Source organism: Mediterranea sp. ET5 (genome assembly GCF_023337025.1).
GTDB lineage: Bacteria > Bacteroidota > Bacteroidia > Bacteroidales > Bacteroidaceae > Phocaeicola_A.
The window spans coordinates 1-24,751 of record NZ_JAMBLN010000025.1; the positions used below are offsets into that span (position 1 = coordinate 1).

The 24,751-nt window shown below is 48.0% G+C and carries 26 protein-coding genes and 1 tRNA gene; 13 read left to right on the forward strand and 14 right to left on the reverse strand.

Going from position 1 to position 24,751, the window contains the following annotated elements; genetic code table 11:
* The 6 genes from M3087_RS12750 to M3087_RS12775 all read right to left on the reverse strand — a co-directional run.
* On the reverse strand, positions 1-603 hold a 603-nt coding region (locus M3087_RS12750; RefSeq protein ID WP_249096308.1), incomplete at its 3' end, for a GIY-YIG nuclease family protein.
* 22 nt (positions 604-625) lie between these two features.
* On the reverse strand, positions 626-1,207 hold the full coding sequence (locus tag M3087_RS12755) for a peptide chain release factor 1 (RefSeq protein ID WP_249096309.1): 582 nt from the start codon (positions 1,205-1,207) through the stop codon (positions 626-628).
* A gap of 12 nt (positions 1,208-1,219) precedes the next feature.
* Positions 1,220-2,329, reverse strand: coding sequence for an HNH endonuclease family protein (locus M3087_RS12760; protein WP_249096310.1), 1,110 nt, complete (start codon positions 2,327-2,329; stop codon positions 1,220-1,222).
* 3 nt (positions 2,330-2,332) lie between these two features.
* Entirely contained in the window at positions 2,333-3,190 is an 858-nt protein-coding gene (gene dinD, locus M3087_RS12765) for a DNA damage-inducible protein D (protein WP_249096312.1), read from the reverse strand.
* On the reverse strand, positions 3,190-4,191 hold the full coding sequence (locus M3087_RS12770) for an adenine-specific methyltransferase EcoRI family protein (protein ID WP_249096313.1): 1,002 nt from the start codon (positions 4,189-4,191) through the stop codon (positions 3,190-3,192). Before M3087_RS12770 ends, dinD begins: the two co-directional genes overlap by 1 nt.
* Before the next feature lie 4 nt (positions 4,192-4,195).
* A complete protein-coding gene (locus M3087_RS12775) occupies positions 4,196-4,396 on the reverse strand; it encodes a helix-turn-helix transcriptional regulator (RefSeq protein WP_075317913.1) in 201 nt (66 codons plus the stop codon).
* Positions 4,397-4,982: 586 nt separating this feature from the next.
* Here M3087_RS12775 and M3087_RS12780 point away from each other — a divergent pair.
* From M3087_RS12780 to M3087_RS12800, 5 genes are all read left to right on the forward strand, one after another.
* Positions 4,983-5,294, forward strand: a complete 312-nt coding sequence (locus M3087_RS12780) for a helix-turn-helix domain-containing protein (RefSeq protein WP_165859010.1) — start codon at positions 4,983-4,985, stop codon at positions 5,292-5,294.
* A gap of 41 nt (positions 5,295-5,335) precedes the next feature.
* Positions 5,336-5,641 carry a helix-turn-helix domain-containing protein gene (locus M3087_RS12785; RefSeq protein ID WP_249096315.1) on the forward strand — a complete coding sequence of 102 codons (306 nt, stop codon included), beginning with the start codon at positions 5,336-5,338 and terminating at the stop codon, positions 5,639-5,641.
* A gap of 50 nt (positions 5,642-5,691) precedes the next feature.
* Positions 5,692-5,943, forward strand: a complete 252-nt coding sequence (locus M3087_RS12790) for a winged helix-turn-helix transcriptional regulator (RefSeq protein ID WP_249096320.1) — start codon at positions 5,692-5,694, stop codon at positions 5,941-5,943.
* Positions 5,944-6,359: 416 nt separating this feature from the next.
* A complete protein-coding gene (locus M3087_RS12795; protein ID WP_249096322.1) occupies positions 6,360-6,902 on the forward strand; it encodes a hypothetical protein in 543 nt (180 codons plus the stop codon).
* Between the two features lie 120 nt (positions 6,903-7,022).
* Positions 7,023-7,478, forward strand: a complete 456-nt coding sequence (locus M3087_RS12800) for a hypothetical protein (protein ID WP_249096325.1) — start codon at positions 7,023-7,025, stop codon at positions 7,476-7,478.
* Between the two features lie 315 nt (positions 7,479-7,793).
* On the opposite strand, the gene M3087_RS12805 is transcribed toward M3087_RS12800, so the two are convergent.
* The 6 genes from M3087_RS12805 to sppA form a co-directional block, all read right to left on the reverse strand.
* Positions 7,794-9,035, reverse strand: coding sequence for a site-specific integrase (locus tag M3087_RS12805; protein ID WP_249096327.1), 1,242 nt, complete (start codon positions 9,033-9,035; stop codon positions 7,794-7,796).
* 245 nt (positions 9,036-9,280) lie between these two features.
* Positions 9,281-9,353, reverse strand: a tRNA-Phe gene (locus tag M3087_RS12810).
* 164 nt (positions 9,354-9,517) lie between these two features.
* Complete coding sequence (thiL, locus tag M3087_RS12815) at positions 9,518-10,558, reverse strand: thiamine-phosphate kinase (protein WP_249096328.1); 1,041 nt, start codon at positions 10,556-10,558, stop codon at positions 9,518-9,520.
* Positions 10,559-10,567: 9 nt separating this feature from the next.
* On the reverse strand, positions 10,568-11,377 hold the full coding sequence (locus M3087_RS12820; RefSeq protein WP_106484423.1) for a purine-nucleoside phosphorylase: 810 nt from the start codon (positions 11,375-11,377) through the stop codon (positions 10,568-10,570).
* Positions 11,337-12,428 carry a tetraacyldisaccharide 4'-kinase gene (gene lpxK / locus M3087_RS12825; RefSeq protein WP_249096330.1) on the reverse strand — a complete coding sequence of 364 codons (1,092 nt, stop codon included), beginning with the start codon at positions 12,426-12,428 and terminating at the stop codon, positions 11,337-11,339. Before lpxK ends, M3087_RS12820 begins: the two co-directional genes overlap by 41 nt.
* 13 nt (positions 12,429-12,441) lie before the next feature.
* Positions 12,442-14,208, reverse strand: coding sequence for a signal peptide peptidase SppA (sppA, locus tag M3087_RS12830; protein ID WP_249096334.1), 1,767 nt, complete (start codon positions 14,206-14,208; stop codon positions 12,442-12,444).
* A 920-nt stretch (positions 14,209-15,128) separates the two neighbouring features.
* Here sppA and M3087_RS12835 point away from each other — a divergent pair.
* Positions 15,129-16,106 (forward strand): acyltransferase family protein, encoded by a 978-nt coding sequence (locus M3087_RS12835; RefSeq protein WP_249096336.1) that lies wholly within the window; start codon positions 15,129-15,131, stop codon positions 16,104-16,106.
* Between the two features lie 276 nt (positions 16,107-16,382).
* Here the strand turns inward: M3087_RS12835 and mscL are convergent, their stop codons facing one another.
* Together mscL and M3087_RS12845 are read right to left on the reverse strand one after the other, a co-directional pair.
* Positions 16,383-16,823 (reverse strand): large-conductance mechanosensitive channel protein MscL, encoded by a 441-nt coding sequence (mscL, locus tag M3087_RS12840; RefSeq protein WP_022383651.1) that lies wholly within the window; start codon positions 16,821-16,823, stop codon positions 16,383-16,385.
* Between the two features lie 136 nt (positions 16,824-16,959).
* Positions 16,960-17,829 carry an NAD kinase gene (locus M3087_RS12845; RefSeq protein WP_106484435.1) on the reverse strand — a complete coding sequence of 290 codons (870 nt, stop codon included), beginning with the start codon at positions 17,827-17,829 and terminating at the stop codon, positions 16,960-16,962.
* A gap of 198 nt (positions 17,830-18,027) precedes the next feature.
* Here M3087_RS12845 and M3087_RS12850 point away from each other — a divergent pair, with 198 nt between their 5' ends.
* The 7 genes from M3087_RS12850 to recG are packed head-to-tail and all read left to right on the forward strand — an operon-like array spanning position 18,028 to position 24,035.
* Positions 18,028-18,744 (forward strand): pyridoxine 5'-phosphate synthase, encoded by a 717-nt coding sequence (locus tag M3087_RS12850; protein ID WP_106484436.1) that lies wholly within the window; start codon positions 18,028-18,030, stop codon positions 18,742-18,744.
* A complete protein-coding gene (locus tag M3087_RS12855; protein WP_106625739.1) occupies positions 18,741-19,463 on the forward strand; it encodes a MotA/TolQ/ExbB proton channel family protein in 723 nt (240 codons plus the stop codon). Before M3087_RS12850 ends, M3087_RS12855 begins: the two co-directional genes overlap by 4 nt.
* A 6-nt stretch (positions 19,464-19,469) precedes the next feature.
* On the forward strand, positions 19,470-19,883 hold the full coding sequence (locus tag M3087_RS12860; protein ID WP_022383647.1) for an ExbD/TolR family protein: 414 nt from the start codon (positions 19,470-19,472) through the stop codon (positions 19,881-19,883).
* Between the two features lie 3 nt (positions 19,884-19,886).
* On the forward strand, positions 19,887-20,729 hold the full coding sequence (locus M3087_RS12865) for a TonB family protein (RefSeq protein WP_249096337.1): 843 nt from the start codon (positions 19,887-19,889) through the stop codon (positions 20,727-20,729).
* Between the two features lie 2 nt (positions 20,730-20,731).
* Positions 20,732-21,283: a DJ-1 family glyoxalase III gene (locus M3087_RS12870; protein WP_022383645.1), complete on the forward strand. Its 552-nt coding sequence runs from the start codon at positions 20,732-20,734 to the stop codon at positions 21,281-21,283.
* On the forward strand, positions 21,280-21,951 hold the full coding sequence (locus M3087_RS12875; protein ID WP_249096339.1) for a 2-C-methyl-D-erythritol 4-phosphate cytidylyltransferase: 672 nt from the start codon (positions 21,280-21,282) through the stop codon (positions 21,949-21,951). Before M3087_RS12870 ends, M3087_RS12875 begins: the two co-directional genes overlap by 4 nt.
* On the forward strand, positions 21,939-24,035 hold the full coding sequence (gene recG / locus M3087_RS12880; protein WP_249096341.1) for an ATP-dependent DNA helicase RecG: 2,097 nt from the start codon (positions 21,939-21,941) through the stop codon (positions 24,033-24,035). The genes M3087_RS12875 and recG overlap by 13 nt, the downstream gene beginning before the upstream one ends.
* The last annotated feature ends 716 nt before the right edge of the window (positions 24,036-24,751 follow it).

Below are 24,751 nucleotides of genomic sequence, written 5' to 3' on the forward strand. Positions count from 1 at the left end.
ATTCTTGCCTTCAAACATCCAATAACCGGTAGGTTGAATGGCATGAGTGATATTGAGTAATTTCTTAGTAATTCCAGTCAAAGAATAGACTTCACCTTGATACTTTACTTTCTTTTCATCCACTACAGATATTTCAGTAGATGGATCTTTTATGAATACTAAAACATCACCTTTCTTCATTCCCATCTCAAAATAATTGAGGGGAGGACGACGAGACGAATTGATTTTCTCCGTAGCAGACTTATCTTCTGTTGTCAAGTCATTGTCTATCTCTTCCGTGATTTCTAGTGTCACATCTTCTCGATTAAACAATTCCAATATCGCCATTGCCTGCTCCGGTTTTATTTGAAAAAACTCACGATTCGCATTAATCCGATTTGGAGCAAATGCAGTATGCAGGGCTTTTTCAATCTTTGCACAATCCGAAGATTTTACCTTGCAAGCATATTTACACTCAAATGGAACAGGAACCCCAGTACCATAAAGTTCTTTCATTCGAGCATCCAGATTGTCTCTTGTAGTCATACCAATTTTTACTAGCCCAGGCATTGCAGGGTTAATAAGAACATAAACAATTCCTGAATTATTTTGTTTTTGGGACATATGATACATGTTTTTATGTATGTTATTGACACAGAACTGTCGTTATAATATTTGAAATAATATTAGAAGCTACATCTATACCGAAACTCTTTATTTTATCAACTAACTTTGTTTTAGCCAAAGCTGGGTTAGGTTCTGTTTCAATAATTTCTTTTATTTCCTTGTATTGTTTACCTGTTAATTCATCCTTTATTAGATCCATGAAAAAGTCTAAAGACTGGGATTGTCGCTGTGATTGGTTTTGACTAACATGGACGTTAATAGATTTATCTATGATATTTAAATTTTTAGTATCATTGATAATTTGAGGCATTTCTAAGCAAGCCTGTAATATTGCAAGCATCTTATCAAAAAATATAGGAGAATTTCTATTCTTAGTAAATTCTTTAGAACCTTCCTCAAAATCATTTACACACCTGTCGTTAGGGAAAGATATGGATAGAAATCTTATTGCCTTGTTTTTCCAAATCTCATAGATTGAATTATCTGCAAGTCTATAAGATGAATATAGACGAATAACACCTGATGGTGGATTGATGTATGTGATTTTACTCCTTATATCTCTTCCTTCTTCAATAAGTTGTTCAAGAGTTATTGTTTCCATCTTTTAATGATATTATTTACCACCTTTTATTCTATTACAATTCTTACAAAGCATCTGGCAATTCTCAGCCACAGTAGTACCACCTTCTTTCCATGGTGTGATATGATCAGCTTCCATTTCCTCCAACTCAAAATGTTTTCCACAATGTACACAAATACCTTTCTGGCGTTCGTAGGCTTCACGTTTCTGTTTTTTATCAAACGTACGGAAACTTAAATCACGTAAATCACCACTCAGGACATAACGGTAAATACCGGATTTTTTCATGATTTCATCATCTTCCATCAAATCATGAATTTGTTTTTCCAACGCTGCGGTATCATAGACACCATCACCATATTTGTCGAACATTTCGCCCCAGTCCAAACCTTTCATTTCACGGCGGTACTTAACGAATGTAGAACGTATCCATGTGATGATTGATACGAAATAAGCCCAAAGTTTATTGGCATTTGGATCAAACTGATGCAAAGCCATATACTTGTCAATACTCTCTACACCGTCATGACGAGCAGCCCATTTTAAGATTGTGGATAAATATGCTTGTTCTATTGCATTACCGTTCAGAAAATCTGCCCCCATTTTATATGCCGGGCAACCATTCTTTGAGAAGTGTCTACGTGCGTCAGTTACAAAAGGTCCAGAATAAACTGCATTTAATAATTCTTGGTCAAGAAGTTTTTCTCCAGCAATGTTGATTACACGGAACCAATCCAGTTTTTCTTTATCTGTACCTTCACAAAAATAGACCGTTAACTCATAATTGAGGAATTTTTCTTTTTCCTCAGCAGTAAGTGTTGAAAAATAAAGTGTACCTCGATCATGGTCAACTATATTGAAGTCATGGGTATAGAATCCGCAGATTGAAAGAGTACGTTGCTGTCCGTCAATCATTTCAAAATTGCCATTATCATCCACACTCCAATACATAATATTGAGAGGAAACCCTTTAAGTATAGTATCTATTACAGCTTGTTGTTGCTTTTCATCATAACGAAACTCACGCTGATAAGGTGGGCGTATATCCAATTTTCCATGGTAGCCTTTAACACCTGTATCTGGATCATTGACATAGCCGTCAATAAGATCTGCAATTTTTATTGATTTCAATTCTATCTGCATATCTTACTCCTTTCCTTTTTTTGAAGTTTTGTTTGTGCTTTGTTTCTTGGTCAAGGATTTTTCCTCAGATTTTAATCGCCGTTCTACCTTTTTTACGTCCTCTCCCGGTGGCAACTGTTCCGGAACAATTCCACGTTGAAGCAGCATATTCCTTACAGCAGCATTGTTGTCTACATGCTCACGGGTTATTTGTTCTTGGCCATGCAAATCTTTCTGTTGTACATTCACTGAGGTCATTTCTGCAGCGAAATCTTTTGCTTTGATACTGATTGTTGGAAGAAAGTCTGCTAAAGGTCGATTGTCAGGAGCGCCTAATCTACGCTTTAATAATGCTGTGTCTAAATGAAATAATGCCTTGTCGCCTTTAGAACGGATAATGCCGAATCCTTTGTTATCCACGCCACGCTCATAAAGAATGCCAGACAGACGATTTTCCGTTTCAGCTAATTTGTTGCGTGCCACAACACGTTCGTGTTCCAAGATTCTTTTTTGCACAAGTTCTGCTCGGCGTGTCTGTACAGCAAAGTAGTTTTGTGCAAATGCTACTTGGGCTTTGCGGGGGTCTCCATTTTGTGCTATAAGATAGCAGGCATAGCGCGTCAGCATGTAGTCATTTATCTCACGCTGAGCTCCTTTGGCCAATTCTATCATTTTGCTGACGTCAGCAAAATGATATGCTGTTTCTTGGCCTGCATTTTCACATGCTGCTTTTGCTTTCTCTATGATATTCTCGAAGTTACGCCATTGAGCATAACCCAATAAGGTAGAGAGTTCTCTTGCACTCCAGCATTCTACTCCTTCGTATTCATTAGCAATGGCTTCAAATTGCTGGAATAGTTCTATTATTTCTTCGGCTTTCATTATATCTTCTTATGACGGATTAATATTCTCGTATAAACTCGTTTTAATTCTCCTTGATTTTCTATGTAAAATGCGGGCCCTCCATTTAACTTTCCTAACCTTTTCTTTATAATATCCATATTCGCGCAATTAAGATTAAATCCTACAATCTCAAATTGTTCTGGATTATATTTATCTAAAAAAGTAATAGGAACTCCCATTACACCATCATAATTCATGGGAATTAGTTCTGTTTTAGGTACTTCTATTGCATCGTAATTTACATACTTAGAATATTCTTCAGGCGTATATTTCTTATAAAGTATTAAATCTTCATGTCTTTTTTTGATTTCAAGGTTGGTAAACCATGTTACACCAGAGACTCTTATCATTCCTTCTCTGTGATCATTAGCTGTGGCTGTGTCTTCATAGTTAGAAATAAAATGACCAGCGCCACCTTTAAACCCATATCCCAGCCATAATTTATTTTGCATAATAAGAGGAAATATTTCTTTATATGTAATTGCATTTTGATGTCCAATAATCAAAAACTTCTTATTGTATTCAATCAATTGAGCAACATATTCTCTAAATAATGAGAATGGAGGATTGGTAACTACGATGTCTGCTTCTTTAAGCAATTCTATACACTCTTTACTTCGAAAGTCACCATCTCCTTTCAGTGGCATAACTCCTATTTCATTTGCATCTGGAGTATGATTCCCATTCTTATCTCCTTCATAAATTAGATATACAGCCTGTTCACTTTGGTTTTGGCTGAATAAATCCATATTCTGGTTCTTGTAGCATGTAGTAATCAGCTTTTTCAAACCAAGGAACTCAAAATTATATGCAAAATAGGTAAAGAAGTTACTTACTCGTGGATCGTCACAGTTACATAATACCGTTTTACCACGAAAATGTTCGCGATAATGTTTCAGCTCATTATTGATATCGTCAAGTTGAGTATAAAATTCATCCTTTTTCGCTTCTTTAGCCTTATCTATATTTCTTTTTGCCATACTTTTACATGCTTTTATTTAATAATTCTCTGATATCCACATTTAGCAATCCTGCAATTTTAGACAAGGTTGCTAAATCTGGTTGAATCTTATTGGAACACCATTTAGAAACGGTGGAACGATCTTTTCCAAGTTGTTCAGCCAACCACTTTCCCGTTTTGTTTTGTTCTACTAATACGACTTTTATTCTATTTAAATTTTCCATTATAGACCACATTGTTGGTGTATAATGCAAATGTAGTGATAATATGTGAAACAGTATATGTCAGCTAGAATCTTTTTAATTACTATTTAATCATTAGTTGCTTGTATATTTAATTGGGGTTATATTTTCCGACTTTGGAGGAAAATATTTTAGCAAGTAGTTTTGGGGTGCCGAAAACATTTCGGGCGCCCCAAAACACAACTTGCTATGTTCGTTTGAACATAAATTTTCGGTGCCGAAAATTATTCAAACTAAGAACTTTTTTAGTGACAAAATCATATAGGGAAGTGTTGCTTATAATCAATACTGTTTGCTTGGTGATAAATAAACAAGCAAACAAACACTCAGTCAATACTGACTGCACTCATTACTGATTGTGTGATGGTTTGAAGTCATACAAACAGTAATTCAGTCACTCAGTTGTTCAATTTGTATCATATGGAATGAAGCGACCTTGCTAACGTTTTCATTTCGTTATGCAATATGTCGACAGTTGATGATACCGAATGTCAGAGTTGCGGCATGCATTGTTTTTTATCTTTACTTAGTATCAAACATTTAGGTTTAACTCAAAATAAAGAAGACAATGGAAATCATCAGCTTTGAAAAAAGGACTTTCGAGGAGATTGCCGCCAAACTGGATCGGTTCGTGCAGCGGGTGGAAAGTCTGTGCCGTGAACACGGTGGGAAGGAAACAGGTGAATGGATGGACAACCACGAGGTCTGCCGCAGGTTGCGTATCAGTCCGAGAACCTTGCAGACTCTGAGGGATAACGGGACACTTGCCTTTACAAAAATCGGAAACCGGACTTACTACCGTCCTGACGATGTAGAGCGTGTGGTCGGGAATGTAGAGGAAAAGCGTAAGGAAGCCCGTTGGAAAGGCAAGACCATTTGAGTGAGTTTCAAGAATAATGTATAACCCAATATCAAACGCGTATGAGTAATGAAATCAGAGAAAAGGACCACGAGTGGGTAAAGGCGTTCCACTCGAATTTCGACAGGCTGCTGGCCCTGCTCGAAAAGTTGTTGGAGAAACGGCAACCGTCCGCCTATGGCGATGAACTGCTGACGGACAAGGAAGTGGCATACATGCTGAAAGTGAGCCGGAGAACCTTGCAGGACTACCGCAACAACGGCATTCTGCCTTACACACAGGTAGGCGGCAAGATTCTCTACCGGGCTTCTGACATAGAAAAGACACTGATGAAAGGGTACAAGGAAGCGTACCGACTTAATGAATAAAATCGGTATCACTCTATTGGAATCTGTATCACTTATCAAACAGGTGGGTGATGCAGATTCTATTTGTTTTATTGCAAAAGGTAGGGAGAAAAGCAAATAAAGTGGGGAGAAAAAGTAGGGAGAAAATTATTGCTTTGCTATCTCAAGACAATTCACTAAGTGCAGCTACCCTTGCCGAGCGGATAGGCATAACCCCTAAAGCTGTGGAAAAACATATTGCCAAGATGAAGGCAGAAGGAATACTCAAGCGTGTCGGACCGGATAGAGGCGGACACTGGCAGGTCGTAGAAAAAACGGATTGATTTTTCTGGAGGGAGCGCAGTTTATCGCCTGCCCATTTTATTGCATTTCTAAAAAATATCCCTCTTTAAGTGATGAAAACGGCATATAGAATCGGACGTGATTTTAATTTCCATCGATATGCTGTTTTACTTTTTAATTTTCTGACTTTTCCGTCAGTCGCTTGTTTCCGCTGCCGTCGGCGTTCATTGTACAGACGTGAAAGGGAAAAGGTTTTCGGGCTGAATACGCTCTGAAAGAGGAAGATTCTGCCCGAAACGGCATAGCCGCCAGACCTTTTCGCTTTCAAGAGAGTCTGTACTAACTTCTATGGACGGCGAGGAAATAGGCGACTGATAAAGAATTGTAAGTTACTCCTTCTTTATTTTATAATGCTATAATAATTTTGTATTTTTGAAAGCTATATTACATTGATTATATGGGAGCAGTAAAAAATTACATGATTGACAGAGATAATGTTATAGATAATCTAAACTTTTATTTGAGTATCATTAAGGAGTTTGCAAATCAAAGTAAAGTTGGTTTAGATATCTACAAGAAAGGACAACTGATTATAGAACAACTGGAAGGTCCACATTTATTTATCCAAACCATGAATTTTATTGATCATATGCAATATGTATTAGATCAATATATTGAAACTGTTAAATCTCAAAATGCTAGCGCAAAAGATAAGCATAGTGCACTGATTGGTGTCAGGAATATTTTTTCTTCTATTCTTCAGATGATAAATGAGGAAATTAATAATTCTACAAGCAATTACAATAGTGAAAAATATTACAAAGAACAAATTGCAATATTAGAAAAAAGAGAGCAAGAATTAAATGAAAAAATATCAATGCTTGAACCTGAGTTGAGTAAAACTCAGCAGCAACGAAAAGAAGCAGAAATACATCAGCAAGAGTTGGCAATAGAACTTGCGAATGTAAAGCAATATATGCAACAAATGCGTCAGGAGTAAGATGAACAAAAACGACGTCAGGATGCTCAAGAAGAATTAAAAACTAATATCAAAAATGCATTTAATGAACTTAATGAATATTCAGTTCCAATTGAAACAGAAAAGAAGCGTTTAAATTGGATGTTTATAATTTATGCCCTACTATGTATAGCTACTTTAACAATTCTGGCTATATATGAGTACAAATTTATAGAACGTTTCAACAATCAATCGATTCCTAATACTTGGATTAGTTATTTACCATTTTATTTACCTGTGCCATTATGTGCAGGATTATTGTGGGTTTTTATATTTCAAATGAATAGAGCACAACGGCAATTAATTCTTTTAACAGACAAATTGCATCATGTCAAATATATTGAAGGATTATTGTTGGCTATTAATACTCTTTCTACTAATACTTCAGAAGGAGCGATAAAAATACAACAGACTATCAATAGCATTATTGATAATTATCTTCGTCATCAACAACGTGTAATTGAACCTCAAATTCAAAAGGAATTATCTCAAGATCAGACAGACTTAAAGCAGCTTACTAACTTTATTCGTGAAATAAAAGAATTAACTCATAAATGACGTCATATTAATTCAAAAGTTATTTCCGTCTTTCGTTTGAGTCGATTGCAGACGTGAAAGGGAAAAGGTTTACGGACTGAATACTCTCTGAAAGAGGAAGAATCTGTCCGAAACGGCATAGCCGCCAGACCTTTTCGCTTTCAAGAGAGTCTGTACTAACTTCTATGGACGGCGAGGAAATGGGCGACCGATGGGTATTCTTTTGATTCGGAGATTTGTCTGGTATTCACGCGGATAATTAACCGCAGAATTTGCGGCCTATTATCCGTATGATAGAATGATTCAACATTATTTCTGAATTGTTTAAATGGGTTGTTATAAACGAAAAAGATTGCCTGAAAGTAAATCCCTTACATTATTCATATCTTTCAGAATGGAACTGTCTAGTACCCTTGCATAGTGCTGCGTCATCTTGATATTGGTGTGACCGAGCATTTTGGCTACATTCTCAATGCTTACCCCATTGGCCAAACAGACAGATGTGGCGTACGAGTGGCGGGCTGTGTGTGTAGTCAGGTTCTTCTTTATCAGACACAGGTCGGCAATCTCTTTCAGGTAGCTGTTCATCTTCTGATTGCAGGGAACAGGCAGCAATACTCCTTTCTTTTTAGATGTAGGATAATCTGCATATTTCCTCAGGATTTCCAAAGGAATATCCAGCAGCGGAATATTACACATGTTCTTTGTTTTCTGACGTGGCTTCCTGATCCACAGATTTCCGTTGTTGTCTTTTACGATATGCTCAGGAGAAAGCTGTTGCACGTCGATGAAAGCCAGACCGGTAAAGGCGGCGAAAATAAAAACATCACGGACTACGGTGATTCGCTCCAGAGGAAACTCCTTGTGGTAGATGGTCAGCAGTTCGTCCATGGTAAGAAATTCACGGATTACTTCTTTTTCGTGGAACTTGATACCGATAAACGGATCCTTGGCTATCCATTCATTGGCCAGTGCCAGATTGGTAATCTTCTTCAGACACTTCATATAACGGATGACGGTATTCTGCTGACATTCCTTTTCCGTCTTCAGATAAAATTCGAAGGCACGTACCAGTTCACCGTTGACTTCTGCTAGCGGCAGATCATCCTTTCCGTATTTCTGTTTGATAAGTTCGGCAAGATAGCGTTTGCAGCTTTCATAACGGCGAACGGTAATCAGGGCGTAGTCTTTACCGACCAGGGCACGGCATTGGTCATTGTGCTCCTGCATGGTACCGATGAGCGTACGTACCGCTTCCGGTTCTTTGTCCTGTCCGAAAAATATTTCCTGTAACAGACGCGCTGTTATAGGCTGATTCTGTTCTTCCAGCTCACAAAAAATCTGATGTAACTTGATTCTCGCATTTTCGATATAGGCATTCAGATCGCATGATTTGCGACTTTTGCCTCTGGCAGATTCCTTTGCCTGACTCCAAAGGGATGGGTCAATGCTCTTGCGGATGTTGTTTTCAACTCGCGTACCATCTACAGTGATACGCATACACACGGATGCTTCTCCGTTTTTCAGCAGCTTTGTTTTCTTCAAGAAGAAAAGCACATTGAATGAACTTCTTTTCATTTTTCCTACAGTTTTTAGTTTGTACAAAAGTAGGAAACCGAACCCGTTTTCTTGCTATGCAAAATATTGACAATCAGTGAAAAAGGTCGTAATTCGGTGGAGATTTCTGCTCCACCTTTTATCTCCACCTTTTGCTCCACCTCGAACGGTAATATTTTGCCGTTTTTTGCGTGCCGGGGGGGAAACAAAAAATCCCGATTTCGCTTGGAAATCAGGATTTTACTGCTTTTTGCTTTTCTTCAAAGTGGTGCCACCAGGAATCGAACCGGGGACACAAGGATTTTCAGTCCTTTGCTCTACCAACTGAGCTATGGCACCGTTTTGTTTTGCGTGTGCAAAGGTAGAGAAAATATTTTATCATGCAATAGGAATGGGCACTTTTTTGCAGAAAAACGCGAAAAAAGTGGAAAAGGCTAAAGCCTCCTTCCCGGAATGAACACATTCAGGCGGGAAAGAGGCTTTAGGAAAGAGGCATGAGGGGCCTAAGATTCGCGCAGCGGATTCCAACCCTGTGCCTTGAGTTCGAATTCCTGACCGTCACGGGTGATGAGGGCCAGTCCCAGCTCGGGCTTGGTGATGTAACCGATGATGCGGATGCCGTCCAGTTGGGAGACCTTCTCGTTGTCGGCCAGAGGTACGGTGAACAGCAATTCATAGTCCTCACCGCCGTTCAAGGCACACGTCGTGACGTTCATGTTCAGCTCCTCCGCCATGACTGCCGTCTGGTAGTCCAGGGGAATGCGTTCTTCGTAGATGCGGCAACCGGTATGGCTCTGGTTGCAAATGTGCATCAGCTCCGATGAAAGGCCGTCGGAAATGTCCATCATGGCAGTGGGCAGGATGTGATGCTCGGCAAGCTTGCGGATGATGTCTCCGCGTGCTTCGGGCTTCAGCTGACGTTCCAGCAGGTACTCTTTGCCTGAAAAGTCCGGATTGACCTCCTGCTGGCCTTCAAAGACCTTCTTCTCGCGTTCGAGCAGCTGAAGTCCCATGTATGCAGCTCCCAGGTCGCCACTTACGCAGATGAGGTCCGTTTCATGGGCACCGTTGCGATAGACGATACGGTCCTTCGGAGCATCGCCGATGCACGTGATGCTGATGGCAAGTCCCGTGAGCGATGAGGTGGTGTCTCCGCCGACGATGTCCACGTGGTGTGCGGCACAGGCAAGCTTCAGTCCGGCATAGAACTCCTCCATGTCCTCGATGCTGAACCGTTTCGACAGGGCAAGCGACACGGTCATCTGACGCGGCGTACCGTTCATGGCATAGATGTCGGAGATATTCACCATGGCGGATTTGTAGCCCAGGTGCTTCAGGGGGACGTAAGTCAGGTCGAAGTGTACCCCCTCCATCAGCAGGTCGGTCGTCACCAGCACTTCACTGTCGGGGTAGGAGAGCACGGCGGCATCGTCGCCCACTCCATATCGGGTCGAAGTATTTTCCAGCTTGATGTCCTCGGTGAGGCGGCGTATCAGTCCGAACTCGCCGAGTGTGGCAATTTCTGTTCGTTGTTTCTCTTGCATAGTTGTATGTTAGGTTCGTTGAATTAGTTCGCGGATGAGGGTGGTCATGTGGGGCTGTGCGGCGTGGGCGGCTTCCTGCACTTCCTCGTGCGACACTTCCGCCACCGCATCCCCCAGTCCCAGGTCCGTGATGACGGAGATGCCGAACACGCGGATGCCGCAGTGGCGTGCCACGATGACTTCGGGAACGGTCGACATGCCCACGGCATCGGCTCCCAACCGGTGGAACATCCGGTACTCGGAGGGAGTCTCGAAGGTCGGTCCTTGTGTGCCGAGGTAGACACCTTCGCGCACGTCGATGTGGTGTTCGGCAGCGATGGCCCTGGCCTGACGGAGCAGTTCGCGGTCGTAGGCTTCGCTCATGTTCGGGAAGCGGGGACCGTAGGGGATGTTGCGTCCGCGCAACGGATGCTCGGGAAAGAAGTTGATGTGGTCGGTGATGAGCATCAGGTCTCCCAGTCGGTGCTCCGGATTCACGCTCCCTGCCGCATTCGACACGATCAGGGTGCGGATGCCCAGTTCACGCATGACGCGCACCGGGTAGGTCACTTCCTTCATGGAGTAGCCTTCGTAGTAATGGAAGCGGCCTTGCATGGCGAGGACCTCCTTGCCGTCCAGCTTGCCGAAAAGCAGCCGTCCGTTGTGTCCTTCCACCGTGGAGACGGGGAAGTGGGGGATGTCCCGGTAGTCGATGGCTACGATGTCGGTGAGGGCGTCCGCCAGACTGCCCAGTCCTGTTCCCAGGATGATGGCGGTCCGTGGACTGAAGGGCATCCTGTCACGCAGGAAGGCGGTTGTCTCTTGAATAGGTTCCAACATAGTCCAATATCTTTTGATTAAACACGGGTCGTTCGCCGAAGAGGATATCCACCTCGATCGGCAGTATGTATAGATTTCGTTTCACTTCGTCGCTCAGCGGAAGGTGGTGCAGGCGGGTCGCGTCCTTCTCGGTGGTGAGGAGGAGGGTGTCTGCTCCGGCTTCGGCAAAGCGTCGGTTGATGGTCTCCGCGTCTCCGTCCGTGAACTGATGGTGGTCGGGGAAGCGGAGGGAGCTGATGCGTCGCGTGTAGCCTTGCAGGTCGTGCAGCAACTTGTCGGGACTGGCTATGCCGGTCAGCACCAGCACGGGGGTGTCCTCCGTCAGGCTGGACAGCGGACGGGTGGCGTCCGTCGGTCCCTCAAAGGGATGGAGGTCGCCGTAACGCAGGGTGGAGAAGAACAGTGACTGCCTCTCTTCCAGGCACAGATGTTGCCGGATGGCTTCCGCTTCGGATTCCGACAAGCGAGGCGGACATTTCGACACCACCACGATGTCGGCGCGGGACTTGCCGGAGAGGGGTTCACGCAGACGCCCTGCCGGCAGCAGCGCATCCTCGTAGATGGGGCGTCGGTAGTCCGTCAGCAGGATGTTCAGCCCAGCCTTGACGTAGCGGTGCTGATAGGCATCGTCCAGCAGGATGACATCAAGGGGAGGCGTCACCTCCGGAGCTGTCATGCAGCGGATGCCATGCGGACGGTCGGCGTCGACGGCAAGGCGGATGTCCGGGAACTTGCTCTTCATCTGGAAGGGTTCGTCGCCAATCTGTTCCATCGGTGTGCCTGCATCCGCCCAAAGGAAGCCCTTCGACTTACGCTTGTAGCCCCGGCTCAACACACCGGTGTGCATTCCGGAAGCAGTGAGCAGGCGGATGAGGTATTCCGTGTGGGGGGTCTTGCCTGTTCCGCCCACGGTGAGGTTGCCGACGCAGATGACGGGCAGGGGAAACGAGACGGAACGCAGGACGCCGCAGTCAAAGAGGGCATTGCGCAGCCGTACTCCCAGCCCGTAGAGCCAGGCGAGCGGATAGAGGGGTTTGTATATCTTCACCATCGGTCAGTGGTTTTCAGAGATTCAGACGGAGGACGTAAGGCAGGCGTGCCTGTACGGGAGCCTGCTGACGGATGTGTTTCACGAATTGCAGACTTTCGTAGTCGCTGCCCAGCAGGTCGCGCAGTTCAGCCTGCACGAAGCCGCCCCAGGAGTTGTTCATCAACATGTCCCACCACTCGGCAGGGGCAGGATGCCGTGTGAGGCTGTATTCCGTCAGTCCGGCTTTCTCGGCAGCCAGGCGGATGGCAGTGTCGATGCCGCCCAGTTCGTCGACCAGTCCGATACGCTTTGCCATTTCCCCGGTCCATACACGGCCCTCGGCGATGCGGCGGATGGAGTCGGTGCTGAGTCCGCGTCCGTCTGCACAACGCTGCACGAAGAGTGCATAGCCGCGCTCGATGTTCGCCTGCATGCCTGTCCGTTGGGCATCGTCAAGCGGACGGAAGAGGCTGGCTCCTCCGTGGCGGTTGGTCGACACGCCGTCAAAGGTGATGCCCACCTTGTCCGCCACTCCCTTGAAGTTGGGTATCATGCCGAAGATGCCGATGGAGCCGGTCAGTGTGCCGGGGTCTGCCACGATGCTGTCCGCAGCACACGAGATGTAGTAGCCTCCCGACGCGGCATAGCCTCCCATCGACACGATGACGGGTTTCCGGGCTTTCAGGTTCATCACTTCGTGCCAGATTTGTTCCGAACCGAAGGCGCTGCCGCCGGGAGAGTTCACACGGAGGACCACAGCCTTGACCTTCTCGTCTTCCGCCAGCTTGCGCAGGTCTTCACACATCAGGGGCGCATGGATGTTGCCGTCGCCACGTCCCGAGGTGGCATCGTCGATACCGCCTTCCGCATAGTAGACGGCAATCTGCGGATGCGAGGCCTTCAGTGCCTGTGAGGTTGCCAGCGAGACAAGGTCGGCGGCTTCCACCAGGTGGAAGTCTTTCTTTTCCGTGTTGTATCGTTGGTTGATGTCGTCCTCCACGTCGTTGCGGTAGATGAGGGTGTCCACCAGATGGCAAGCCACCAGTTCCCTGGCAGGAGCGGCGGAGAGCAGACGGTCGGCGTATGCCTGAAGCGTGTCGGGGGCAATGTCGCGTGCAGCAGCCACTCCACCGACTATGCCGTTCCAGATGGATTGCAGGAAGGCGGTGGTCTGCTCACGGTTCGCCTCGCTCATCTGCGTGGCGGCATACGGCTCGACAGCTGACTTGTACGTCCCGACTTTGAATATCTGTACCTCGACACCGGCTTTCTCCAGCAGGTTCTTGTAGAACATCACTTCCGTGCTCATGCCCTCCCAGGTCATGTCGCCGACGGGATTGAGCATCACACGGTCTGCCAGCGAGCAGACGTAATAGGTCCCCTGACTGTAGGAGTCGGCATAGGCCGTGATGAATTTGCCCGAATCCTTGAAACGCTCCAGTGCACCGCGCAGCTCTTCGAGGGCGGCAGGCGGGGCGGCAAAGCTGCCGGCAGTGAGACAGATGCCTTTGACCTTGTCCGACGATTGGGCGTAGGCGATGACGTCGAGCAGCTGTTGGAGCGTCAGGTCCGTACCTCCCTGACTTGTCAGGGTCTGGAGGGTGAGCGGTTGGGGCTGTTCAGTCAGTTCCCCTTCCAGTCGGATGACGACCAGCGAGTTGTCGTCGACACTGACCGGGGTACTTGAAGAGAAGGAGGCTGCCATGCCGACGAGCATACCGACGCCGATGATGACCAACACGATGCCTGCGATGACCAGTCCGGTTACGGTGGCGAGAGTGTACTTCAAGAATTCTTTCATAGCTGATGGTTTTTTTGATGAGTTGGGACAAAGATAAAGATTTCGGCACAGAGCTGCCAAGCAATCGGGAGATTTATTCGCCGGGAATGTTCCGTTGATGAGGCACGGGCGGGTATTCCCGCCTTCTGATTCTTCTTTTCCACCCGACGGAGTGAGGTACGGCGGAAGTGACAAAGTGTCAAACGAAGCCTTTCCTGGTGGCTTTCCCTGCACCAAAATACGTCTTGGCGGATTTTTTTGCATTCTCAGGCGATTCGCGAAATGCAGATTGTCGCCAGTTTCTTCTTTTTCGTTTCCTTCCGGGTGTTTCAGCGGACGGTACGTGTCGTTTTGTCTATTCATATTGGTTGCTACCTGCTCTTTTAATAGCTTCCGAAATGTTGACTGCCTCGTTCTTCCAGAGAGTGAAACTCGGAATTCTTCTCTTCCATTTTCCAAAGATTTGACTTCCGCGGACGAAACAATCGTGTTTGGCAGGTGAAACTATATTGTTTGACGCCTCAAACTATATTGTTTGGCTCGCGAAACAATATTGTTCTGGGCACGTTTTGTCAATATCCCGAAAATGAAATGTATAGTTTTCTAAAATCAAAGTCCTTTTCGGGTATTTTCGTTTGCATTATTTAGCGATTGCTCTCTAGTTTGATGGGATTGCCCAAAGTGTGCGTTAGCCTGAGAGGTCGTTTTTGCTGATTCTGTCAAGCGGAAGGGTTGAAACAGTTTCTTTTTGATAGTTGGGCGTTCGGGCAGGGAGTGAAGAGGACCATCAAGTTGGCTGTATGAATTATACTTGGAAAACGAAGTGATGCAGTGGCAGGTTGGAATAATTTTATAGGTGTACAATAATAGTTTGATTGGAGAACTTGTTTCCTGTCTAATTTGTGTATGTTTGCAACATCGTAATCATAGAAGTTTTGTGTATGAAAAAGCCGGTCTATAATGATGTCATAGACTTTCAGCGCGCCCTATTGATAGTGATGGTCATTTTGGTGCATATCGTGAACTTCGGCACACTGTATCCCGAAGTGAAGGCGAGGATATTTTCCTTTTTCATGCCTGCATTCCTGATTATCACCGGCTATTTGGTGAATATCAGGAAAACGCCACGACAATTTGGAGTATACCTTCTCCAGATGGCTCTCCCATATGCCATAATGGTCATAGGCTATATGGTGCTGTCTCTGTATCTGCCCGTTAGGGATGGCATAACGGAATTGAGTTGGGAAACCACCTTTCGCATTCTCTTCATCCGTTCCATCGGTCCCTATTGGTTCTTCAGGGTGATAATTATTTGTAGTACGCTGTATTACATCGTCTTCAAATGTGCAGATGGACTAAAGGTCCGTTTATGGAAAAGTAATGCAGGAAAAGAGGATACCGCAAAGGTCGGAGAGTTATTTGCACTGTTGGCAACCTTATTCATCGTATCTCGACTTACCCCTGCTTTGCCTTGGGATACAGCTTTTTATTTTGTGTGTGGGGTAACGATACGTCTCTTGGTGCATGATTTCGACAAGGTTTGCCCCAGAAGTTGGATGGCTTGCGTCCCGTTCACACTCTTTCTATATGTTTATCCCAAGGATTTGCTCAATGTGTCAGTGCTGATACTGGTTTTCTGTTTCTTTTCGTTGACAGCCCAACTCTCCACGGTCATAACAGGCCGTTTCAGATTAGCCTTACTTTATATTGGCAGGAACACGCTGCCCATCTATATCTTTCATCCTGTTTTCACGATGGCAGGCAAATTCTTATTGCCCATATTCCAGTTTGACAAAAGTGGGCTTTGTCATGCCGGTTGTGTGACTTTATTGGCTCTTTTGGGCTCAATAGCCATAGCCCGGGTGGCTGACAAGCTACACTGCTCGTGGATTATGGGGCGGGCTAAACTACTCCGCTAATGGTGATGTGGAAACGGTCGTTTCATTCCGTCATTACGAGTTATCCGGCAGACAGTGGCTGTGTTTTTTCGTGCGGCAGGTAAAAGTTTATTCCTCATGTGCGGAACTTCCTTAGCAGCAGTTGCTTCTACATATTGAAATGATACTTTGTTCCGGGCTTGCGTTCCCGTCAGTGAATAAAGAAAGCACGTTGCAGTCGGTGTGTGTCGGCAGGAAGAGGACACAACGCCGTGCAACGGGCTTTTCTATGGGTTACGCTATGACTGAAGGACAAGCTTATTTCTTGTTCTGTTCTTTCAGTAAATCTCTGATTTCGGTCAGCAAGGTCTCTTCCTTGGAAGGAGCAGGAGGAGCAGCAGGTGCGGCGGGAGCTTCTTCCTGTTTACGCTTCAGCTTCATCATCAAGCGGATCATGATAAAGATGGAGAAGGCAATGATGATAAAGTCGAACAGGGTCTGGAGGAAGTTGCCGTAGTTGAGTGTGACGGCAGCAGCCTGCTCCACACCATCCACGATTTCTGCTGGTTTGAGCACCCATTTCAGTTCCGTGAATTTTACACCACCGGTGAGCAGTCCGATGGGCGGCATGATGACGTCAGCCACCAATGAAGAAACAATCTTACCAAAGGCACCGCCGATGATGACACCGACTGCCATGTCCACGACATTACCTTTCAAGGCAAAGTCTTTAAAGTCTTTTAAAAAACCACTTTTCATACAACTTGATATATTTAATTGAGTTAAGTTCCACAGGTACCTGTTGTCCGTTGGAACATACGGTTGCGAAAGTAATGAAAAAACGTTTCCGATGTTCACATCTGTCTGTCAAATGTACATTTAAGTGTCATTTTTGTCAGCGGCGGTCCGCTCCCCACATCATTTTCTCACGCAGGGTGGTGAAGAAGGAGTGCCCCTTCTGCTGCACCAGCTTGATGGTGTAGGGGGCGCGGCGCAGGGTGAGCCGGGTGCCTTCGTGCATGCTTTCGCTCCGTCCGTCTACCGACACTAGGAAGTTATGGCTGCGGCTTTCGATGTCGAGGGTGATTTCGCAGTCGTCGCGGATGACGACGGGACGCATGTTGAGGCTGTGCGGTGCGACAGGGGTCAGTGAGAGGATGCCCGATTGCGGCACCATGATGGGACCTCCCACACTCAGCGAGTAGGCGGTCGACCCGGTGGGCGTAGCCACAATCAGTCCGTCGGCTTGATAGGTGGTGAGGAACTGTCCGTTGACACTGGTGTGGATGCTTATCATCGACGAGCTGTCGCGTTTCAGAACCGAAACTTCGTTCAGGGCAAAGGGATAACCCTTCAGCTTGTCCGGCTGACTACTGATCTGGAGCAGTTTGCGCTCCTCTACATGGAAGTCTCCCTGCACGATGCGCTCGAAGGCAGATTCAATCTCTTCGGGCATGATGTCCGCGAGGAAACCGAGGCGTCCGGTGTTGATGCCCACGATGGGTATATCCTTGTTGCCGATGCGGCTTGCCGCTTTCAGAAACGTGCCGTCTCCACCCATGCTGATGGCAAGGTCCGCCTGGAAATCTCCGTTCTCGAAGATACCATCCGGCTCGAAGGGGAGGCCCAGTTCCTGTTTAACGAAGTGATAGAAGGAAGCGTCGATGAACAGGTTGCAGTCCAGACGTCGCAACGTGTTCAGCAGTCTCTCGATGTGCGAGGCTTTTTTAGTCTGGTATGTATTTCCGAAGAGGACGAATCTCATAAGTCGATTTTCTGTTTTGTTGGGTTTATTTGTGTGGGGACTTCAAATTTATTTTGACACGAACTCCCTTATGGGTTAAAAACTCCAAACCTGCGGCTTATCTTTCCGATGCAAAAGAAGTCTTTTCAGCAGAAACTATTACTTTTGCAATAATTTGGTTGCAAAGATACACTTTTTTTAGAATAGACTATTGATACAATGACAAAGTTGAGTGTAAACATCAACAAAGTTGCCACCCTGCGCAATGCCCGGGGAGGCAATAATCCTGATGTAGTAAAAGTGGCGTTGGATTGCGAGTCGTTTGGTGCCGACGGCATCACGGTACATCCGCGTCCCGATGAGCGGCATATCCGCCGCACCGATGTGTTTGACTTGCGTGGAGTGCTCCGTACTGAATTCAACATAGAAGGATATCCGAGCAAGGAGTTCATCGACCTGGTCCTGCGTGCCAAACCGACCCAGGTGACCCTGGTCCCTGACAAGCCCGATCAGCTGACGTCGAATGCCGGGTGGGATACGAAGACTAACCTTTCGTTCCTGACCGATGTCCTCGATACCTTCAGCAAAGCCGGCATCCGTACGTCTGTCTTTGTCGGGACGGAACTCGAGATGCTCGACTATGCGGCAAAGGCAGGAACCGACCGGGTGGAACTTTACACCGAGCCTTATGCGTCGCTCTATCCGAAAGACCGTGAACAGGCAGTAGCTCCCTTTGTGGAAGCTGCACGCCGGGCACGTTCGCTGGGACTGGGACTAAATGCGGGGCACGACCTGAGTCTGGAGAACCTGGCTTACTTCCATGCACAGATTCCTTGGCTCGACGAGGTGTCCATCGGTCATGCACTGATTTGCGACGCCCTTTATCTGGGATTGAAAACAACCATAGAAGAATATAAAAAATGCTTGCGCTCATGAATTTAGCACTTGTTTTGGCACAGGCTGCCCAAGGGGTGGCTTCGGCTGTGAGTTCTGATAACCCCGTGTTGACCCCTGTGACGGTTGCCGAACCGGAGATGAATCTCTGGGACATGGCGCTGAAGGGTGGCTGGATCATGATTGTCCTGGCTGCCCTGTCGGTGTTGTGCGTCTACGTCTTCTTCGAACGTTGGGCGGTTATCCGCAAGGCGGAAAAGGAAGACCCTCTCTTTATAGAACGCATGCGCGACTATATCCAAAGCGGAGAGTTGAAGTCTGCCATCAACTATTGCCGCATGACCAATACGCCGGCCGCCCGGATGATTGAGAAGGGCATCATGCGTATCGGACGTCCGGTAGCCGATGTGCAGGCTGCCATCGAGAATGCCGGAAACATCGAAGTAGGCTTGCTGGAACGTCGCCTGCCGGTCATCGCTACGGTGGCAGGAGGGGCACCGATGTTGGGCTTCCTGGGAACCGTGACAGGTATGGTGACTGCCTTCTGGGACATGGCGAATGCCGGGAACAACATCGACATCACCCTGTTGTCAAGCGGTATCTATGAAGCCATGATTACGACGGTCGGTGGCCTGATTGTGGGTATTCCCGCCCTGTTCGCCTACAACTACCTGGTGGCGAAGGTCGATACCGTGGTAAACAAGCTGGAGGCAAAGACACTCGCCTTCATGGACCTGCTCAATGAACCCGTTAAAGAATGACGGCCTATGGCACTGAAACGTAAAACACGCATTGCGGCGACCTTCAGCATGGCGTCAATGACCGACATCATCTTCCTGTTGCTGATCTTCTTCATGATCACGTCGACGATGGTGTCGCCCAATGCCATCAAGGTGCTCTTGCCGCAAGGCAAACAACAGACGTCGGCGAAACCCCTCACGAGGGTCATCATCGACAAGGAACTGAACTATTATGCAGGCTTCGGCAATGAGGCGGAGATGCCTGTCACCCTCGACGAGCTGCCCGGCTTCCTGAAAGAGTGTGCCGAGCGTGAGCCGGAAATGTATGTGGCACTCTACGCCGATGAGTCCGTGCCTTACGGGGAAATCGTGCGGGTGCTCAATATCGCAAACGAGAACCAATATAAAATGGTGCTGGCCACACGTCCGCCCGAGAAATAGCCAATGAAGAACAATCGTCTACAAGGAATCATAGGTACGGTGGTGGTCCACCTCATCATCCTGCTCATCCTGTTTGTCGTGACCTTGCACGCTGCGACACCGGAGGAGGAGAGCGGTGTGCCCGTGATGCTGGGGAGTGCCGAGCTTTCGCAAGGAGATGCCGACCCTTACACCCTGACCGAAGTGGATGTGCTCGACGAGCTGCAACCGGAGACGGCACCGGCAGACCCTTCCGTGGAAACACCTTCCGAACAGGAGATGCTGACCCAGGACCTGGAAGAAACGGTAGCCATGAAACCGCAGAAAAAGCCTGTCAAACCCAAGACCGAGGTGAAGACTCCGCCCAAGAAGCAACCGGAGCAACCCAAACAACCCACGAAGACGCCTGAACAGATTGCTGCCGAGAAACGTGCCGCCGCTGAAAAGGCTGCAGCCGAAGAAGCTGCCAAGAAGATTGCCGGAGCTTTCGGCAAAGGTTCCAGCATGGGCAACCGTGGTACGGGTACGACAGGGAGTGGTGTCCAGGGAAGTTCGACGGGGAACAGCAATACCGGCAAGTCGACCGGTGTCGGCGGTGTGGGCAGCTGGGACCTGAACGGACGTTCGCTGACCGGTTCACTTCCCATCCCCGTGTACAACGTGCAGGATGAGGGACGTGTCGTGGTAACCATTGTGGTCAATCCCTCCGGAAGAGTCATCAGCACCAGCATCAACAAACGCACCAATACGGTGAGCACCGCTTTGCGGCGTGCAGCTGAAGAGGCGGCACGCAAAGCCCGCTTCAATGTCACCGACGGTGTGAACAACCAGACCGGTACAATCACTTACTATTTTAAATTGAGATAGCTATGGGAACTATTTATTTGTTTTTGGCTGAAGGCTTCGAAGAAGTGGAAGCCTTGTCAGTGGTCGACATCGTTCGCCGCGCCGGACTGTCCATCAAGACTGTTTCGGTGACGGGACAAGAAACCGTGACCAGTTCACACGGAGTGAATATCAAGGCCGACATGCTGTTTGATGCGGAGGCCATCTGCCAGGATGCCGAAATGCTGGTACTTCCCGGTGGACTGCCCGGTGCAACCAATCTGGCTGCCCATGAGGGACTGCGCAAGGTCCTCCTCGGATTCTGTGCGGCTGAACGTCCGCTGGCTGCCATCTGTGCTGCTCCGATGGTCTACGGACAGTTGGGCTTGCTGAAAGGCAAGAACGCCACGTGCTATCCCGGCTTCGAGAAATACATGGAAGGGGCACATGCCACCGGTGCCATGGTCGAGCAGGACGGCAACTTCATTACTGGTAAAGGACCGGGAGCTGCCTTCGACTTCGGCTTTGCCATCGTGACCAAGCTCGCAGGCAAGGCTAAAGCGGACGAAGTAAAAGCCGGAATGTTGCTCGCATGAAGAAGTATGCAATCATAGTGGCTGGAGGCAAGGGGTTGCGCATGGGGACCGAGGTCCCCAAACAGTTTCTCCCCATCGGGGGAAAGCCTGTGCTAATGCGTACCCTGGAGGCTTTTCATGCCTATGATGCTGCAATGGACCTGATTGTGGTACTGCCCGTCGACCAGCAGGCATACTGGGACAGGCTGTGCCATGACCAGGGCTTTGCCGTGCCTCATCGGGTAGCAGATGGCGGAGCGACCCGCTTTCATTCGGTACGGAACGGACTGGCGTTGGCCGGTGATGACGGACTGGTTGCCGTGCACGACGGGGTGCGTCCCTTTGTGGCACGTGAAGTCATTGAGGCTTGTTTCCGTGAGGCGGACTTGCGTGGTGCCGTTGTCCCCGTGACCGATGTCGTGGAGACGGTGCGTCGGGTGACACCCGAAGGCAGCGTGACGGTCAACCGTGCCGACTACAAGCTGGTGCAGACTCCCCAGGTGTTCCGTACCGCACTGTTGAAGCGTGCCTACCGCCAACCTTACTCCGAGAGATTTACAGACGATGCTTCCGTCGTGGAAGCAATGGGTGTGTCCGTCGCATTGGTGCCGGGCAACCGTGAGAATATTAAGATAACCACTCCATTTGACATTCGAGTAGCAGAAGCCTTGACGGGATGTTCGATTTAACTTCGCGTGATATCATGTATTTGCCGGGCGTAGGCCCTCAGCGGGCAGCTGTCCTCAACAAGGAGCTGTCCCTCCATTCCCTGCACGACCTGCTCTACTATTTTCCTTATAAATACGTCGACCGCAGCCGTCTCTATTACATCCATGAGATTGACGGCAACATGCCTTATATCCAGTTGAAAGGAGAAATCCTCAGCTTCGAGACCTTCGGCGAAGGGCGTCAGCGTCGGTTGGTGGCTCACTTCTCCGACGGGACGGGTGTGGTGGACCTCGTGTGGTTCCAAGGCATCAAGTACCTCCTGGGGCGTTACAAGGTACACACGGAATACATCGTCTTCGGGAAGCCGACCGTCTTCAACGGGCGCATCAATGTGGCCCATCCCGACATCGACCCTGCCGAGGGACTGGTGTTGTCGAACATGGGGATGCAGCCCTACTACAACACCACGGAACGCATGAAGCGGGGCGGACTGAACTCCCACGCCCTCGAAAAGCTCACCACCAATCTCTTTGCCCTCCTGAAGGAACCTCTGCCCGAGACGTTGCCTGCCTGGATGGTGGAGAAGCATCACCTCATGTCACTCGACGAGTCTCTCCGCAACATCCATTTCCCCCGTACTCCCGAGTTGCTCCGGCGTGCCCAATACCGCCTGAAGTTTGAAGAACTGTTCTACGTGCAACTGGGCATCCTGCGTTACGCGAAGGACCGGATACAGAAGTACCACGGCTTTGTCTTCAGTCGGGTAGGAGAGGCATTCAACACCTTCTACAGCCGGCACCTGCCCTTCGAACTGACCGGAGCACAGAAGCGCGTCATCAAGGAGATACGCCGCGACATGGGCAGCGGACGTCAGATGAACCGCCTGCTGCAAGGCGATGTCGGCAGTGGAAAGACCCTTGTGGCACTGATGAGCATGCTCATTGCCCTGGACAATGGTTACCAGACCTGCCTGATGGCACCCACGGAAATTCTGGCTTCGCAGCACTGCGAGACCATCCGTCAGTTTTTGGGAGACATGCCCATCCGTGTAGAGCTGCTGACGGGCTCGGTGAAGGGAAAGAAACGTGAAGCCATCCTGAAAGGGGTGACGCTGGGCGAGGTGCATATATTAATAGGTACGCATGCCGTGCTGGAGGACACGGTCAACTTCGCTTCGCTGGGGATGGTGGTCATCGACGAACAGCATCGCTTCGGCGTGGCGCAACGTGCCAAGCTATGGGGGAAGAACACCCGTCCGCCTCACGTGCTCGTGATGACGGCGACCCCCATTCCGCGTACGCTTGCCATGACGCTCTATGGCGACCTGGATGTGTCCGTTATCGACGAGCTGCCTCCCGGACGCAAACCCATCCGCACCATCCATCAGTTTGACAACCGACGGGCAAGCCTCTATGCCTCCATCCGCAGTCAGATAGAAGAGGGACGTCAGGTGTACATCGTCTATCCGCTCATACAGGAAAGCGAGAAGATGGACATCAAGAACCTCGAAGAGGGCTATGAACACATCTGCGCCGAGTTCCCGGAATACAAGGTCAGCAAGGTGCACGGCAAGATGAAACCCGCCGACAAGGATGCCGAGATGCAACGCTTCGTCACCGGTGAGACGCAAATCATGGTGGCGACAACGGTCATCGAGGTCGGTGTGAATGTGCCCAATGCCTCGGTGATGGTCATCGAGAATGCCGAACGCTTCGGACTCTCGCAGTTGCATCAGTTGCGCGGACGTGTCGGTCGGGGAGCCGACCAGTCCTATTGCATCCTCGTGACGGGTTACAAGCTGACGGAGGAGACGCGCAAACGCATCGAAATCATGGTCAACTCCAACGACGGCTTCGAGATAGCTGAAGCAGACCTGAAGCTTCGCGGTCCCGGTGACCTGGAGGGAACACAGCAGAGCGGTATCGCCTTCGACCTGAAGATTGCCGACATTGCCCGCGACGGCCAGCTGTTGCAGTTCGTCCGTGAAATCGCACAGGGAGTGATTGACGCTGACCCTGCCGAGAACCGCCCCGAGAATGCCGTGCTGTGGTCCCAACTCCGTGCCCTTCGCAAGACCAATGTCAACTGGGCAGCCATCTCATGACGGATTGTCCGGACTACATAAAGAGGAGTGTACGGCACATCTCTGTGTGTTTTGCTTGTTTGCATGTTGAAAGCAATTCCTCCTTTTTCCTTGACAGATTTCCCGAGAATCCTCTTTTCAGCTAACGCATACTTTTGAGAAATCGGGTAAAGTAGGCTTTTTTAGGAATATTCATGCGAAACAGATTGCATGGATATGTAGAATAGAGAGCAAAAATGAATAATTATACCGCGAAACAATATTGTTTGGGAGGTCAAACACTTGTGTTTGGTGCGTCAAACAATATTGTTTGACGAGTGAAACAATATTGTTTCATCCGTTGAAGTCAAATGTTCGGAGGTTAAAACACTTGATTTACGAATTTGAAACTCTGTTTTAGGAATATTCACCTCTGGTTTGTTCTCGGAAGCGTTCAATTTGGATGTGTGAAATGGAACGGTTTATTTCCCATTCGTCTTTCTTTCGGATGCCTGCAAGGTGATTTGGTGATATTCTTGACGGCAGACGGACGGATACGGCAGCAAACTGTATTTTGCGAATCGCCTGAGATTTCATTTTTTGTGCACAGCCTCGCATTTGGACCCAAAGAAGGGCACTGTGGAGCGATTCGTTTGACACTTTGACAATTTGATATTTTGCAACTGAAGGACATGTTGTCTGTGAAAAAACAAGGATGAGGTCTAGTGACCGGGATGAATTTATGCTCTATAACATGT